Source organism: Streptosporangium sandarakinum (assembly GCF_013409935.1).
GTDB classification, from domain to species: domain Bacteria; phylum Actinomycetota; class Actinomycetes; order Streptosporangiales; family Streptosporangiaceae; genus Streptosporangium; species Streptosporangium nondiastaticum.
The window spans coordinates 237,751-252,562 of record NZ_JACCCO010000001.1; the positions used below are offsets into that span (position 1 = coordinate 237,751).

11 protein-coding genes are annotated in these 14,812 nt (G+C 73.6%); 5 read left to right on the plus strand and 6 right to left on the minus strand.

From position 1 onward, the window contains the following. Window positions 1-27: 27 nt before the first annotated feature. The 5 genes from HDA43_RS01150 (at window position 28) to HDA43_RS01170 (ending at window position 9,456) form a co-directional block, all read left to right on the plus strand. The gene (locus tag HDA43_RS01150; protein ID WP_376770447.1) at window positions 28-726 is read left to right on the plus strand and encodes a HEAT repeat domain-containing protein; all 699 of its coding nucleotides are present in this window, start codon (window positions 28-30) and stop codon (window positions 724-726) included. 6 nt (window positions 727-732) lie between these two features. Beyond that, window positions 733-1,737, plus strand: a complete 1,005-nt coding sequence (locus tag HDA43_RS01155) for a MerR family transcriptional regulator (RefSeq protein WP_179817881.1) — start codon at window positions 733-735, stop codon at window positions 1,735-1,737. A 179-nt stretch (window positions 1,738-1,916) separates the two neighbouring features. Beyond that, window positions 1,917-4,049: an SF1B family DNA helicase RecD2 gene (recD2, locus tag HDA43_RS01160; protein WP_179817882.1), complete on the plus strand. Its 2,133-nt coding sequence runs from the start codon at window positions 1,917-1,919 to the stop codon at window positions 4,047-4,049. 336 nt (window positions 4,050-4,385) lie between these two features. After that, complete coding sequence (metH, locus tag HDA43_RS01165; RefSeq protein WP_179817883.1) at window positions 4,386-8,255, plus strand: methionine synthase; 3,870 nt, start codon at window positions 4,386-4,388, stop codon at window positions 8,253-8,255. Between the two features lie 154 nt (window positions 8,256-8,409). Beyond that, window positions 8,410-9,456 (plus strand): sporulation protein, encoded by a 1,047-nt coding sequence (locus tag HDA43_RS01170; RefSeq protein WP_312872883.1) that lies wholly within the window; start codon window positions 8,410-8,412, stop codon window positions 9,454-9,456. 64 nt (window positions 9,457-9,520) lie between these two features. Here HDA43_RS01170 and HDA43_RS01175 read toward each other — a convergent pair whose 3' ends face one another. The 6 genes from HDA43_RS01175 to HDA43_RS01200 all read right to left on the minus strand — a co-directional run bounded on the left by HDA43_RS01175 (window position 9,521) and on the right by HDA43_RS01200 (window position 14,699). Then, window positions 9,521-10,138, minus strand: coding sequence for a nucleotidyltransferase domain-containing protein (locus HDA43_RS01175; RefSeq protein WP_179817884.1), 618 nt, complete (start codon window positions 10,136-10,138; stop codon window positions 9,521-9,523). Between the two features lie 351 nt (window positions 10,139-10,489). Then, window positions 10,490-10,996, minus strand: coding sequence for a flavin reductase family protein (locus HDA43_RS01180; protein WP_179817885.1), 507 nt, complete (start codon window positions 10,994-10,996; stop codon window positions 10,490-10,492). Then, on the minus strand, window positions 10,993-11,541 hold the full coding sequence (locus HDA43_RS01185; RefSeq protein WP_179817886.1) for an NADPH-dependent FMN reductase: 549 nt from the start codon (window positions 11,539-11,541) through the stop codon (window positions 10,993-10,995). The genes HDA43_RS01180 and HDA43_RS01185 overlap by 4 nt, the downstream gene beginning before the upstream one ends. Further along, window positions 11,538-12,923, minus strand: coding sequence for an LLM class flavin-dependent oxidoreductase (locus HDA43_RS01190; RefSeq protein WP_179817887.1), 1,386 nt, complete (start codon window positions 12,921-12,923; stop codon window positions 11,538-11,540). The genes HDA43_RS01185 and HDA43_RS01190 overlap by 4 nt, the downstream gene beginning before the upstream one ends. Next, complete coding sequence (locus tag HDA43_RS01195; protein ID WP_246423878.1) at window positions 12,923-13,915, minus strand: ABC transporter permease; 993 nt, start codon at window positions 13,913-13,915, stop codon at window positions 12,923-12,925. Before HDA43_RS01195 ends, HDA43_RS01190 begins: the two co-directional genes overlap by 1 nt. Continuing rightward, window positions 13,908-14,699, minus strand: coding sequence for an ABC transporter ATP-binding protein (locus HDA43_RS01200; RefSeq protein ID WP_179817888.1), 792 nt, complete (start codon window positions 14,697-14,699; stop codon window positions 13,908-13,910). Before HDA43_RS01200 ends, HDA43_RS01195 begins: the two co-directional genes overlap by 8 nt. Between the last annotated feature and the right edge of the window lie 113 nt (window positions 14,700-14,812).

Sequence of the window (14,812 nt, forward strand, 5' to 3'; positions counted from 1 at the left end):
CCCGCTTGACCTTGACACGATGACAAGGTGTTCGGTGTTGCCGAGGAGGTGGTCCCGATGGCCATGGCGAAACAGGACGCGGACACGATCCGGGCTTTGCGGGGGCTGGAGGACGGCGACTCGTCGGTGCGACTGCGGGCGACGCTGGCGGTCGGCACGGCCCCTGATCCGCGGTTCGTCGACAGGCTCGTCGAACGATGCGCGATCGAGCCCGAATTCCATGTGCGCGACACGCTGACGTGGGCACTCACCCGCCACCCGGCGTCGATGACGGTCCCGAGGCTCATCGACGAACTCCGCTCGGAGCGCGCGCAGGCACGAAGCCAGGCGTTGCACACGCTGTCCAAGATCGGGGACCGGCGGGCGTGGCCGGCGATCACACGGGCGCTGCTGACCGACGCCGACGACGAGGTGGCGCGGAGCGCCTGGCGGGCAGCGGTCGTGCTCGTGCCCGAAGGCGAGGAGACCGGGCTGGCCACGGTGCTGGCGACACAGTTCGGACGCGGCGGGCGCGAGACGCGGCTGAGCCTCAGCCGGGCGCTGGTCGCGCTCGGAGAGGTGATCATGCCGGCCCTGCGCGCCGCCATGACGGATCCCGACCCCCGCGTGCGCGCTCACGCGATCGCCACGGAACGGCTGTCGCGCGACCCTGACGCCGGGTTCGAGTTCGCCATCGAGGAGGCGAAGCGCGTCGTGGCCCTGGGCGGCACCGGCAAGGAGGAGTGACGGGCAGTGCTGATCGGCGATGTGGCACGGCGGTCCGGGGTCAGTGCCCGCATGCTCAGGCATTACGACTCGCTCGGCCTGGTGCGGCCGACGGGTCGCACCGGGGCCGGCTATCGGGAGTACTCCGATGAGGACATCCGGCGGATCTTCCATATCGAGAGCCTGCGGTCGTTGGGGCTGTCGCTGCGCGAGGTCGGGCGCGCGCTCGACGATCCCGACTTCACGCCCTCGGAGCTCGTCGACGACCTCATCCGCCAGACGCGGGAACGCATCGCGGCCGAGACGGACCTGCTCACCCGGCTCCGCCGGATCGACGCCGCGGAACCCGCGGGCTGGGAGGACGTCCTCCACATCGTCGCACTCCTCCAGGATCTGGGGGCGAAGAGCGCCGGCAAGCGCCAGCGCGCGGCCCTGTCCTCGGCCGGAGAGGTTCCGGTGCCGGTGGAAGCGCTGGTCGAGGCGGTGCTGAGTGAGACGGACCCGAACGTCGCCGGGGCCCTCCGGTGGGCTCTGGCGCGATCGGGCGACGACGGACTGGCACCGCTGGCGGAGGGCCTCGGCTCACCGGCGGCCGAGGTGCGCGAACGTGCCGTCCGGTCCATCGCCGAGATCCCGGGCGGGAAGGCGACCGCGCTGCTGCGGGAGACCCTCACGAACCCCGACATCGTGGTCCGCGGGTACGCGGCCCTGGCGCTCGGGGCACGCGGGGTGGCCGACGCGGTCCCGACGCTCATCGACATGGTCGTCGAGGGGACGAACGACGCCGACGCGGCCGACGCGCTGAGCGCGCTGGCGAGTCGTCCCGCGTCGGCGGACCGGATCGCCACCATGCTCGTCGATCGCCTCGCCCACGGCGCCGTCGCATCGTCCGCACGTCCACGGCTGACGCAGGCGCTCGCGGACATCCCGGGGGCCAAGGCGTCACAGGCCCTCGCGGATCTGTCACATGACGAGGACCGTGTCGTCGCGCTCACCGCGGCGTACGTTCTCGGGATACGCGACGCGCGATGACGGATCCCTCCTGGGGCGCTGTGCGCCCCGGACGGACCCGGCCCCCGGAGCGGCGCCGGCGTGGCCCCTTCACCCGCACGCCGTACCCGGTGCGAGCCATACCCGGCACGGGCCCCGGCGCGGGTCCTCCGCCCGCGTCGGCGGCGGCCTGTCGGTCCCGTTGCCTACAGTGATGTCCCATGGAGGCATCCGTCGAGCAGCTGGTGTACGTCCGCGAGGACGAGTACACCGTCGCCCGGATGAGCGCCGACGACGGCCCGGGTTTCGTCGCCTCGGGCCGCGCCCTGGCCGGGGCGCAGCCCGGGGAGACGCTCCGGCTCGCCGGGCGGTGGGACGAGCACCCCCGGCACGGCAGGCGCTTCGTGGTCGACGGCTGCGAGCGGATCGTGCCGTCCACCGTCCGGGCCATCCGCCTCTACCTCGGCTCGGGCCTGATCCGCGGCATCGGTCCGAGGCTGGCCCACGCCATCGTCGACCACTTCGGCGAGGAGACGCTGAAGATCATCGACGCCGAGCCCGAGCGGCTCCGCGAGGTCATCAACATCGGCCCGACCCGGCAGGGCCAGATCACCGAGGCGTGGCGCGAGCAGAAGGCGATCGCCGCGCTCATGGTCGTCCTGCAGGGCTTCGGGATCAGCCCGCTGCTGGCCGCCAAGGTCTACCAGGCGTTCGGCTCCGACTCCGCCGCCATCCTGTCCGCCGACCCCTACCAGCTCATCGGCCAGGTCAGGGGCGTCGCGTTCGCCACCGCGGACAAGATCGCCCTGCAGTCGGGGGTGCCGGAGTGCAGCCCGCAGCGGGTCAGGGCGGCGATCCTCGACCGGCTGGAGGCGGCCGCGGCCGGCGGCGGGCACTGCTACCTGTCGCTGACCGCCCTGGTCACCCAGACGATGGAGCTGGTCGGCCAGGACGAGGAGGTCATCCGGCGGATGGTCGACGCCCTGGTGGCCGACCGCCGGGTGGTGGTCGAGGCGGCCCTCGACGGCACCGGCCGGACCGTCGCCTACCTCGCCTACCTCCACGACCGCGAGCTGCGGCTGACCACCCACCTGACGCGGCTCTGGCAGGCGCCCTCGGAGCTCCCCCTGCGCGCCTTCCACGAGGACCCCGCGCTGCACGAGGACCAGCGGATCGCGGTGAACATGGCGCTGACCAGCACCGTGTCGATCATCACCGGCGGCCCCGGCTGCGGCAAGAGCCACACCGTCAGGACCATCGCCCGGGTGGTGCGGGCCGCGGGCGGCTCGGTGACCCTCACCGCGCCGACCGGCAAGGCCGCCAAGCGGCTGTCGGAGCTGGTCGGCATGCCCGCGATGACCGTGCACCGGATGCTGGCCCACCGGCCCGACGAGGAGGAGGGCACGCTGTTCCAGGAGACGCCCGCGCGGGCCGACCTGATCGTGGTCGACGAGGCGTCCATGCTGGACCTGCACCTGGCCACCCGCCTGACCGCGGCCATCCCTTCGGGCAGCCACCTGCTGCTGGTCGGCGACAGCGACCAGCTCCCCAGCATCGGCCCCGGCAGCGTGCTGGCCGACCTGCTGCGCGTCGAGGAGATCCCCCGGGTCCGGCTGACGCACGTCTTCCGCCAGGCCGAGGGCAGCGGGATCATCGAGGCCGCCCACCGGATCCGGGCCGGCGAGGTCCCGGCGGTCCCCGGCGGCGGGGGCTTCTGGTTCGAGGAGCTCGACGACCCCGAGCGGGTCGCCGAGCGGGTGGTCCACCTGGCGACGGTGGCGATCCCCCGCAAGCAGAAGGTGGACCCGGGCGAGGTGCAGGTGCTGTGCCCGATGCGCAGGGGTCCCACCGGCACCGTCGAGCTGGGCCGGATGATCCAGGAGCGGCTCAACCCCGCCCGCGACGGCGCGGCCGAGCACTGGGCGGGCTCCACGGTCTTCCGCGTCGGCGACCGCGTCATGCCGATCCGCAACAACTACGACAAGGGCGTCTTCAACGGCGAGACCGGCACGGTCACCACGGTCGTCCCGGAGAGCCGGGTCGTCGAGATCCGCACCGACGACGGCCAGGTCGTCGAGTACGGCTTCGACGAGCTCGACGAGCTGACCCACGCCTACGCCGTCAGCGTGCACCGCTCGCAGGGCAGCGAGTACCCGTTCGTGGTGGCGCCGATCGTCGCCGAGGCCGGCGGCGTCATGCTGCGCCGCCGGCTGCTCTACACCCTGGTCACCCGGGCGAAGGCGTGGGTGGTCCTGGTCGGCCGGCGCGAGGCCCTGGAGACGGCGGTCCACCGGCTCGGCGGGCGCCGCAACACCGGCCTCGCCCGCCGCCTCGCCCTGACGCTCCAGGGCTGAACACCCCGGCGCGTCCCGCACTGGTTCCGGGCCGCACGGATTCCGGCTCGCACGGGTTCAGGGCCGCACGGATTCCAGGCCGCGCGAGGCCCGGGTCGCACGAGGGCCCGGGTCGCACGAGGGCCCGGAGCGGCCCGTGCCCGCCGTACGGCATCGCCGGTTTTCCGGTGCCGTGCTCACCTCGTCCCGAAGGCCGGAACGAGTTGGCCCGGACGGGGGCGACCGGGTTAACCTTGATCCGGAAAGGCCGAGAGGCGCTGCAACGGGCCCAAGACCCGCCACGCTCGGTCCCCTACCTGTTCGACAAGGGCGCCTCCGACAACGGAGGTGAGCCGAATGAACACGTCTTCCACCCGCGCGACCACCCGCGACACCGCCCCCGCGCCCGACGGCGCGCCGCAGGAGACCGCGACCCGGGCCGCCGGCCGGACCCGCGCGCTGCGGGAGCTGCTGGACCGGCGGATCGCGGTGCTCGACGGGGCGTGGGGCACGATGCTGCAGGGCGCCGGGCTCACCCCGGCCGACTACCGCGGCGAGATCCTGGGCGACCACCCGCTCGACGTGACCGGCGACCCCGACCTGCTGAACCTCACCCGCCCCGACCTCATCCTCGACGTCCACCGCCGCTACCTCGCCGCGGGCGCGGACATCACCACGACCAACACCTTCACCGCGACGAGCATCGGCCAGGCCGACTACGGCCTGCAGTCACTGGTGCGGGAGATGAACCTGCGGGGCGCCCAGCTCGCCCGCCAGGCCGCCGACGAGGCCGGCGGCCGGTTCGTGGCCGGCTCGGTCGGCCCGCTGAACGTCACGCTCTCGCTGTCGCCACGCGTGGAGGACCCCGCCTACCGGGCGGTCACGTTCGACGAGGTGTACGCCGCCTACGCCGAGCAGATCGGCGCGCTGGCCGAGGGCGGCGTCGACCTGCTGCTGATCGAGACGATCTTCGACACGCTCAACGCCAAGGCGGCGGTCGCCGCGGCCCGCGACGTCGCCCCGCACCTGCCGCTGTGGATCTCGGTGACGATCGTGGACCTGAGCGGGCGCACGCTGTCGGGCCAGACCGTGGAGGCGTTCTGGACCTCGGTCGCGCACGCCTCCCCCCTGGTCGTGGGGGTGAACTGCTCGCTGGGCGCCGAGGAGATGCGCCCGCACGTCGCCGAGCTGTCGCGCCTGGCCGGCACCTACGTGGCCTGCCACCCCAACGCGGGGCTGCCGAACGCCTTCGGCGGCTACGACCAGACACCCGAGGAGACCGCCGGGCTGCTCGGCGAGTTCGCCGCGGCCGGGACGGTGAACGTCGTGGGCGGCTGCTGCGGGACCACGCCCGGCCACATCGAGCGGATCGCCGGCGCGGTGTCCGGGCTCGAACCGCGCCGGGTCCCGGCGCCGCCCGAGCGGACCCGCCTCAGCGGGCTGGAGCCGTTCGAGATCGGCGCGGACACCGGTTTCGTGATGATCGGCGAGCGCACCAACGTCACCGGCTCGGCCCGGTTCCGCCGCCTCATCGAGGCGGGCGACCACCAGGCCGCCGTGGACGTCGCGCTGGAGCAGGTGCGCGGCGGCGCCAACCTCCTCGACGTCAACATGGACGCCGACCTGCTCGACAGCGAGCGGGCCATGACGACGTTCCTGAACCTGATCGCGACCGAGCCGGAGGTCGCCCGCGTCCCGATCATGATCGACAGCTCGCGATGGAGCGTGCTGGAGGCCGGGCTCAGGTGCGTGCAGGGCAAGGGCATGGTCAACTCGATCAGCCTCAAGGAGGGCGAGGAGCCGTTCCTGGCGCAGGCGCGGCACATTCGCGACCACGGCGCCGGCGTGGTCGTCATGGCCTTCGACGAGCGGGGGCAGGCCGACACCGTCGAGCGCAAGGTGGAGATCTGCGCCCGCGCCTACGACCTGCTCACCCAGAAGGCGGGCTTCCCCGCCGAGGACATCGTGTTCGACCCGAACGTGCTGGCGGTCGCCACCGGCATCCCGGAGCACAACGGCTACGCCAAGGCGTTCATCGAGGCGCTGCCGCTCATCAAGGAGCGCTGCCCCGGGGTGCGGACCAGCGGCGGCATCTCCAACCTGTCGTTCTCCTTCCGCGGCAACGACGTCGTGCGGGAGGCGATGCACTCGGCGTTCCTCTTCCACGCCGTGCGCGCCGGACTGGACATGGGCATCGTCAACGCCGGCCAGCTCGCCGTCTACCAGGACATCCCCGCCGAACTGCTGGAACTCGTCGAGGACGTCATCTTCGACCGGCGTCCCGACGCCACCGACCGGCTGGTCGCGTTCGCCGAGACGGTCAGCGGGAGCGGCACCCGCCGTACGGTGGACCTGTCCTGGCGCGACGCGCCGGTGGAGAAGCGCCTGGCGCACGCGCTCGTGCACGGCGTGGCCGACTTCGTCGAGGAGGACACCGAGGAGGCGCGGCGGCAGGCGGCGCGGCCCCTCGACGTGATCGAGGGCCCGCTCATGGACGGCATGAAGATCGTGGGCGACCTGTTCGGCTCGGGGAAGATGTTCCTGCCGCAGGTGGTCAAGAGCGCGCGGGTGATGAAGCGCTCGGTCGCCTACCTGGAACCGTTCATGGAGGCGGAGAAGGAGCGGGCGCGGCTCGCGGCGGCCGGAGCGGGTGACGCGAACGGCGCGGACGGCGCGGACGGGACCGCGGCACACGGTGCGGACGGCGGCGCGACCGGCACGGCGGGTGACGCGGACGGCGCCGTGACCGGCGGCGCGGCGGACCTCGCGGCCGACACGAACCGCACGGACAGCGCGAACGGCACGAACGGCGGCACCGGGCGGGGCAGCGGCAAGGTGGTGCTCGCGACCGTCAAGGGCGACGTGCACGACATCGGCAAGAACATCGTGGGCGTCGTCCTGGGCTGCAACAACTACGAGGTCGTCGACCTCGGCGTGATGGTGCCCGCCTCGCGCATCCTCGACACCGCGGTCGCCGAAGGCGCCGACGCCGTCGGCCTGTCGGGGCTGATCACCCCGTCGCTGGACGAGATGGTCTCGGTCGCCGCCGAGATGGAGCGCCGCGGGATGAGGCTGCCGCTGCTGATCGGCGGCGCCACGACCTCGCGCCAGCACACCGCGGTCCGCATCGCCCCCGCCTACGGCGGCCCGGTGGTCCACGTGCTCGACGCCTCCCGGGTCGTCGGCGTGGTCTCCGACCTGCTGGACCCGGGCCGCGCCGAGGAACTGGACACGGCCAACCGCGCCGAGCAGGAGCGGCTGCGCGAGCAGCACGCCTCCCGGGAGCGCAGCCCGATGCTGACGCTGGCGCGGGCCCGCGCCAACCCCGAGCGGGTCTCCTTCGACGACCTGCCCGTGCCCGCCTTCACCGGCGTCCGCGTCGTCGAGCCCGGCCTGACCGAGCTCCGCGAGATGATCGACTGGCAGTTCTTCTTCCTGGCCTGGGAGCTGAAGGGCAAGTATCCGGCGATCCTCGACCAGCCGGTGGCCCGTGAGCTGTTCGACGAGGCCAACGTGCTTCTCGACGAGATCGTCGCCGCGGGCACGCTGCGGGCGCGGGGCGTCTACGGCTTCTGGCCGGCCCGCTCCGAGGGCGACGACCTCGTGGTGGACGCCGGTGACGCCGCGGGCGGCGCCGTACGGCTGCCGATGCTGCGCCAGCAGACGGCCAAGCCCGAGGGGCGGCCCAACCGGTGCCTCGCCGACTACGTGGCCCCGGCCGGCGACCACCTCGGCGGCTTCGCGGTGACCGTGCACGGCGCCGAGGAGCTCGCCGCCGGGTTCGAGGCCGCCAACGACGACTACCGGTCGATCATGGTCAAGGCCCTCGCCGACCGGCTCGCCGAGGCGTTCGCCGAGTGGATCCACCTGCGGGCGCGGCGCGAGTGGTACGAGCCGGACGCCGACCCGTCGCTCACCGACCTGCACGCCGAGCGCTTCCGGGGCATCCGCCCCGCGTTCGGCTACCCGGCGAGCCCCGACCACAGTCAGAAGCGCGACCTGTTCGACCTGCTGGGCGCCCGGCGGATCGGCATGGACCTGACGGAGTCCTTCGCGATGACCCCGGCCGCCAGCGTCAGCGGGCTGATGTTCGCCCACCCGGGGTCGCGGTACTTCACCGTCGGAAGGCTCGGCCGGGACCAGATCGAGGACTACGCGCTGCGGCGCGGCCTGCCGGTCGCCGAGATCGAACGCTGGCTGCGCCCCAACCTCGCCTACGGCGACTGACCTCCCGGTCCTCCGCCGCCGCCCGGGTGGCCCTCCCCCGGGCGGCGCCGCCGTCCTCCCCCGGAATCCCGGGGCGGACGGCGGGAACCGTGCTCCCCGGTTGATCGTTCCAGCGGGTGGTTCACCATTCAGGACGTCACAGGGAGAGGAAGCCGTGATCTTCAAACGCATGTTGGGGGCCCTGGGGGTCGGGGGTCCGTCGGTGGACACGGTCCTGGCCACACCGCGCGTACGGCCGGGCGGGCCGCTGCGCGGCGAGGTGCGGATCAAGGGCGGTGACTTCGACACCGACATCCAGTACGTCGCCCTGGGGCTGGTCACCCGGGTGGAGTCGGAGTACGGCGAGGGCGAGCACGTCGGGCTGATGGAGTTCCTGCGCGCCGAGGTCTCCGGGTCGTTCCGGCTGCGCGCCGGCGAGGACCGCGTCATCCCCTTCGAGCTTCCCGTCCCGTGGGAGGCGCCGGTCACCGAGATCCACGGTCAGCGCCTGCACGGCATGGCGATGGGCGTGCGCACCGAGCTGGCGGTCGCCGGCGCGGTGGACAAGGGCGACATGGACCCGGTCGAGATCGAGCCGCTGCCCTCCCAGGAGGCGATCCTGCGCGCCTTCGCCCAGCTCGGCTTCCAGTTCAAGAGCGCCGACCTGGAGCAGGGCCACATCTACGGCGCCGACCAGCGGCTACCGTTCTACCAGGAGATCGAGTTCTACCCGCCGCCCGCCTACTCGGGCCTGGTCAACGAGGTGGAGCTCACCTTCGTCTCCGGCCCCGGCGGCATGGACGTCGTCCTGGAGGCCGACCGGCGCGGCGGCTTCCACGGCTCGGGCGGCGACTCCTTCGGCCGCTGGCGCGTCGGCCACGACGAGGCCCTGCACCGCGACTGGGCCGCCGACATCAACGGCTGGCTGGCCGCCCTGTCCCAGCACGGTCACGGCGGTGCCCACGGACACGCCGCCGGGCACGGGTACGACGGGCACCACGACCCGTACGCCCACGGCGGGCACCACGACCCCTACGCGCACGGCGGGCACCACGGCCACCAGGGTCATCACGGCGGGCCCGGCTTCGGGGCCGTCGCCGCCGCGGGCGCGGCCGGGCTGGTCGGCGGTTTCGTGGCGGCCGAGATCGTCGACGAGATCGGCGACGCCTTCGAGGGCGACGACGACAGCGACTTCGGCGGCGGCGACTGGGGCGACGACTGACCCGAGCCCCGGCCCCGGATGACGGCCGGGGCCGGGGCCGATCCGGCGTCGCCGGTCCGCCCGCTCACCCGTCCCGCGCGCTTCGGCCGTCCAGCCGGTCACGCCAGGGGTGGGCGCCGTGCTCGACCGCCAGCGCCTCGTCCAGCCAGCGCCGCTGCGCGCCGGTCAGCGCGGGCAGCGCCTCGGCGAAGTCCGCCTCGTCCTTGGCCCGCCGCCCCCTGGCCTTGTAGAGCAATTGAACCTCCAGCGCCAGCCGGCGGAAACCGTCGGCGGCGACGGTGAGGGAGTCCAGCGGACGACGGATGCGCGCGTCGCGGCGGTAGACCCATTCGTCTCCGTCGGACTCGTCCAGCATCAGCTGGAAGCGCCACGGCCCTCCGGCGTGTTCGCGCACCCATACGTCGTGCGCCCTGGCCGGCAGGGTCTCCCCCACCGGCCAGGGACGAAGGGTGCCCGGCGGGTCGGCCACGTGGCAGTCCCAGCCGGCCAGCATGCGGCGCGTCGCGTGCTGGTCGCGGCGCAGCAGGCCGATGTCGACGTCGGCGTGCTCCCGCCAGGACCGGCCGACGGCCAGCTCCACGGCGTGACCTCCACCGACCCACCAGGGCGCGGCCAGCTCCCGGAACAGCCGGACGACCTCCATCAGGGGCGCCGGCTCCCATGAATCCTCGACGTGTGCCATCCGGCCATCCTTCCCGATCACCGCGGAGCGGTGAAGGCGGTCGAGGGGCCACCGGCCGCGGGGGTCATGAGGCGGTCGGTGAGGTGACCGGTTCCGGATGGCGGACCGGCCGGGATCGGGCTTCGGGCCGGGGAAGCAGGACCGGGGCCGGGACCGGTGGAAGTGGTCCCGGCCCCGGATGACGGCCGGGGCCGGGGCTCGGATCCACCGAGACGGCCCGGCCCCGGCCCGGGGGGTGACGGCCACGGGACGCGGCCCGCCCCAGTCCGGCGGGCGGCGTCCCGGCCGTCCGGTGACGGCGCCGCCGGAGACCTTCGGGGGGAGACCTCCCCTCCGGGGCGCCGTACCGGGTCAGGGGTGGGCGACGAACCGCCCGAACCGGCCCCGGTGGTACAGCAGCGGCAGGCCCCGGTCGCGCACGCTCACCTCGGCGACCAGGCCGACGACGAGGATGTGGTCGCCCACGTCGACCGTCTGGTGTGGAAGACAGACCAGATGGGCGGAGACGTCCTGCAGCAGCGGCGCCCCGAGCGGCCCGGGACGCCATCGGGTGGGTTCGGCGAAGCGGTCGACGCCCTTGCTGGCGAACCGGGCCGCCAGGACCGCCTGGTCACTGGTGAGGATGTTGACCGCGAAGTGGTCCGCGGCCCGCAGCCGGGGCCAGGTGGTCGAGTCCCGGTCCACGCAGAAGGAGACCAGCGGCGGCTCCAGGCTGACCGAGGAGAACGAGGTCGCGGTCAGCCCGGCCGGGACGCCCTCGCTCTGCGCGGTGATCACGACGACGCCCGCGGCGTGTACGGCGAGGGCCTGCCGGAACGTGTCGTGGTCCACGGACCGGTTCCACAGGGTCTCCGTCATGTCCCCGCTCCCTCCCTGAGCCGGATTCCCGTCCTTTCCCCGAGCGCCGCCGTCACCTGGGGGGCGACCCGGGCGGTCCAGCGCGCGAGGACCTCCCCGAGATCCGGCAGCTCCGGCTCCAGGAGCGCCAGCCCCGGGGTGGGGACGTGCGCGCCGAGTTCGACCAGGAGGGGCCGCAGGTGCACCTCGACGGCGAGGGCGTGCCGGGGGTCGCCCATGACCAGCACCGGCAGCGCCGCGACACCGGTCAGCGCGGCCGGGGGCAGCCGGTCGAAGAACGCCTTGAGCAGGCCGGTGTAGGTCCCCTTGTAGGTGGGGCTGGCCACCACGAGCACGTCCGCGCCCGTGACGAGCTCCAGCGCCACCTCCACGCCCGCGGACGGGCCGGGCGCGAGCAGCTGCGACCCGAGCGCCGACAGGTCCACGACCTCGTGGGAGCCGTCGTGCCCGATCCGCTCCCCGATCGCCTCGGCGGCCGCGACCGCGGCGATCCGCGTCCTGGACCCTCCGCGGGGGTTGCCGACCAGCGTCACGACGGAGGTCACGAGGCCACCACCGCGTCCGCCGGGCCCACCGTACCCACCGGGTCCGCCGAGTCGAGCCGCCCACCGGCCGGGGGCCGCGCGCGGCGGGAGGCCGGCCGGGGCAGGTCGTAGTTGTCGCGCAGCGTGCGGCCCTCGTACTCCCGCCGGAACAGGCCCCTGATCTGCAGTTCCGGCACGACGTGGTCGACGAAGTCCTCCAGGCCGCCGGGCAGGACCGGCGGCATGACGTTGAAGCCGTCGGCGGCGCTGTTCTCGAACCAGAGCTGGATCTCGTCGGCGATCCGCTCGGGGGTCCCGGCCAGGACCCGGTGCCCCCGGCCGCCCGCGAGGCGGCCGAGGAGCTGCCGCACGGTCAGGTCCTCCCGGCGGGCGAGGTCGATGACGAGCCTGCGGCGGCTCTGCGCCCCCTCCGTCTCGGCGGAGACGTCCGGCAGGGGACGGTCCAGCGCGTCCTCGGTCAGCTCGATGCCCACCAGGTGGGACAGCTGGGCCAGGCCGTACGCGGGGATGATGAGGTCCTGCAGCTCCTGCTCCAGCCGGCGTGCCTCCCGCTCGGTGGAGCCGATGACCGGGGAGATGCCGGGGAGGACCAGCAGGTCGCCCGGGTGCCTGCCGTACCGGGCGAGGCGGCCCTTGATGTCGGTGTAGAACGCCTGGGCATCGGCGAGCGTCTGCTGGGCGGTGAAGACCGCCTCGGCGTACCGGGCCGCGAAGTCCTTGCCGTCCTCGGAGGAGCCGGCCTGCACCAGCAGCGGGTGGCCCTGCGGCGGGCGGGAGGTGTTGAGCGGGCCGCGGACCCGGAAGTGGGGGCCGTCGTGGTCGAGCGGGTGGATCCGGCCGGCGTCGGCGTAGAGGCCCCCGAGGCGGTCGCCGACGACGGCGTCGTCCTCCCAGCCGTCCCACAGCCCGGTGACGACGTCGAGGAACTCGGCGGCCCGGGCGTAGCGGTCGGCGTGGGCGGGGCGTTCGATTCCGAAGTTGCGCGCCTCGGCCTCGCCCGCGGAGGTGACGATGTTCCAGCCGGCCCGACCGCCGCTGATGTGGTCCAGCGAGGCGAACTTGCGGGCTACGTGGAACGGCTCGTTGTAGGTGGTGGACACCGTCGCGATCAGGCCGACGTGGTCGGTGACCGCGGCCAGCGCCGCCAGCAGCGTCAGCGGCTCCAGGCCGCCCAGCGCGTTGTACCGGACGTCGCCCTGCAGGGCGAGGCTGTCGGCGAGGAAGACCGAGTCGAGCCGGCCCCGCTCGGCGATCCTGGCGAGCTGCTGGTAGTGCCGGACGTCGGTGAGGCGGGCGGGTTCGGTGCGCGGGTGGCGCCAGGCCGCCTCGTGGTGGCCGACGCCCATGAGGAAGGCGTTGAGGTGGAGCGTCCGGGTGGGCATCAGGTGGTCCTCCAGGTGGAAAATCGCCGCTCCACGGCGAGCAGGAGCAGGTTGAACAGCAGGCCGAGGGCGGAGATGGTGATGATCCCGGCGTACATGTCGGGGATGCGGAAGCTGAACTGGGCGTCCTGGACGAGGTAGCCGAGGCCGGCCTTGGCCCCGACCATCTCGGCGAACAGCAGGACGAGGATCGAGGAGGCGCCCGCCAGCCGGATGCCGGTGAAGATGGTGGGGACGGCCGCCGGGAGGATGACCTTCCGGAAGAGGCTGAGCGGGCCGAGCCCCAGGGATCGGGCCGATCTGACCAGCAGAGGCTCCACGGTCCTGACCCCGCTGACGGTGTTGAGCAGGATGGGCCAGGAGCAGGCGTAGAACACGAAGACGATCTTCGATGGCTCCCCCAGACCGAGGATCAGGATGAACACCGGCAGCAGGGCCACCGCCGAGGTGTTGCGGAAGATCTCCAGGACCGGGCTGAGGAAGTCGGCGACCGGCCGGTACCAGCCGATGGCCAGCCCGAGCGGTACGGCCAGCACGACGGCCAGGCCGAACCCGGTGAGGGAGCGGACCAGCGACGCCTGGAAGTGCTCCAGCAGCTGCCCGCCGAGCAGCAGGTCGTACCAGGCGCGCAGCACCTCCGACAGCGGCGGCACGAAGACCGGGTCCACCGCCCCGGTGCGTGGCAGCATCTCCCAGGTCGCGGCGAGCAGCACCACGGCCGGCGCCCGCCGCACGAGCGGGCCGAGCCGGACGCGGCGGCCGAGCCGGGCCAGGCCGGCGAGCCGGGCGGGCCGCGAGGTCTCCGGGCTCTCCGGGGCCTCCAGGATCTCCGGGCTCTTCGGGCTTTCCGGCGCGGCGGGCGACACCGGCGCCGGGGCCGGGATCTGGGTCTGGGTCTGGGTCTGGGTCTGGGTCTGGGTGGTGGGCGATGCCGGGGCCGGGGCGTCGCCCCGGGCGGCTCCGGTCGCGGGTGCGGCGAGGATGTCAGTCAACGGTCCGCTCCTGTTCCCTGCCGGCGGCGACCTCGTTGCGCAGCAGGCTCCAGACGTGGTGGCGGTACTCGCCGAACACCGGGTCGGCGCGCAGGTCGCCCTCGCGCGAGTCGAACCGGACGTCGACGATCTCCTTGATCCGGCCGGGGCGGGAGGTCATGACCGCGACCCGCTGCCCCAGGTAGACGGCCTCGTCGATGCCGTGGGTGATGAACACGACCGTCTTGTGCGTCTTCTCCCACACCCGCAGCAGCTCCTCCTGCAGCGACTCCCGGGTCTGGGCGTCCAGGGCGGCGAACGGCTCGTCCATCAGCAGCACGTCGGGGTCGAAGGCGAGGCTGCGGGCGATCGCGACGCGCTGGCGCATGCCGCCCGACAGCTCGTGCGGGTAGCGGTGCTCGAACCCGGCCAGCCCGACCAGGTCCAGGTAGTGCCGGGCCCGCTCGCGCCGTTCCCGCCTCGGGACGGCCTTGGCCTCCAGCCCGAACTCGATGTTGGCCAGGGCCGTACGCCACGGGAGCAGCGCGTACTGCTGGAAGACGATGCCCCGGTCGAGGCCGGGACCGTCGACGGCGCGGCCGTCGATGAGGATCTCGCCGTCGGTCGGTGCGGTGAGCCCGGCGATCAGGTCGAGCAGGGTGGACTTGCCGCAGCCGCTCGGCCCGACGAGGGTGAGGAACTCCCCCTCGCGGACGTCCAGGTCCACCCCGGTGACCGCGGTGAACGGGCGGTCCGAGCCGCGGGTGCGGAAGACCTTGCCGACGTCCCGGATCCCGATCTTCACCTGTGAGGGGGCGGCCGGTGTCCGGGCTGAGGAGGGAGCGAGCGCGGCGGGTGAGTGACGAGGGAAGGCACCGGCTCGAAAGCCCCCGAGCCGCGCGGCGGCGCCGTTCACGA

Bases quoted from the DNA above. Each gene is read 5' to 3' on its own strand.
- recD2 (WP_179817882.1), top strand. From the start codon at position 1,917: ATGGAGGCATCCGTCGAGCAGCTGGTGTACGTCCGCGAGGACGAGTAC.
- metH (WP_179817883.1), top strand. From the start codon at position 4,386: ATGAACACGTCTTCCACCCGCGCGACCACCCGCGACACCGCCCCCGCG.
- HDA43_RS01175 (WP_179817884.1), bottom strand. From the start codon at position 10,138: ATGGCACACGTCGAGGATTCATGGGAGCCGGCGCCCCTGATGGAGGTC.
- HDA43_RS01180 (WP_179817885.1), bottom strand. From the start codon at position 10,996: ATGACGGAGACCCTGTGGAACCGGTCCGTGGACCACGACACGTTCCGG.
- HDA43_RS01190 (WP_179817887.1), bottom strand. From the start codon at position 12,923: ATGCCCACCCGGACGCTCCACCTCAACGCCTTCCTCATGGGCGTCGGC.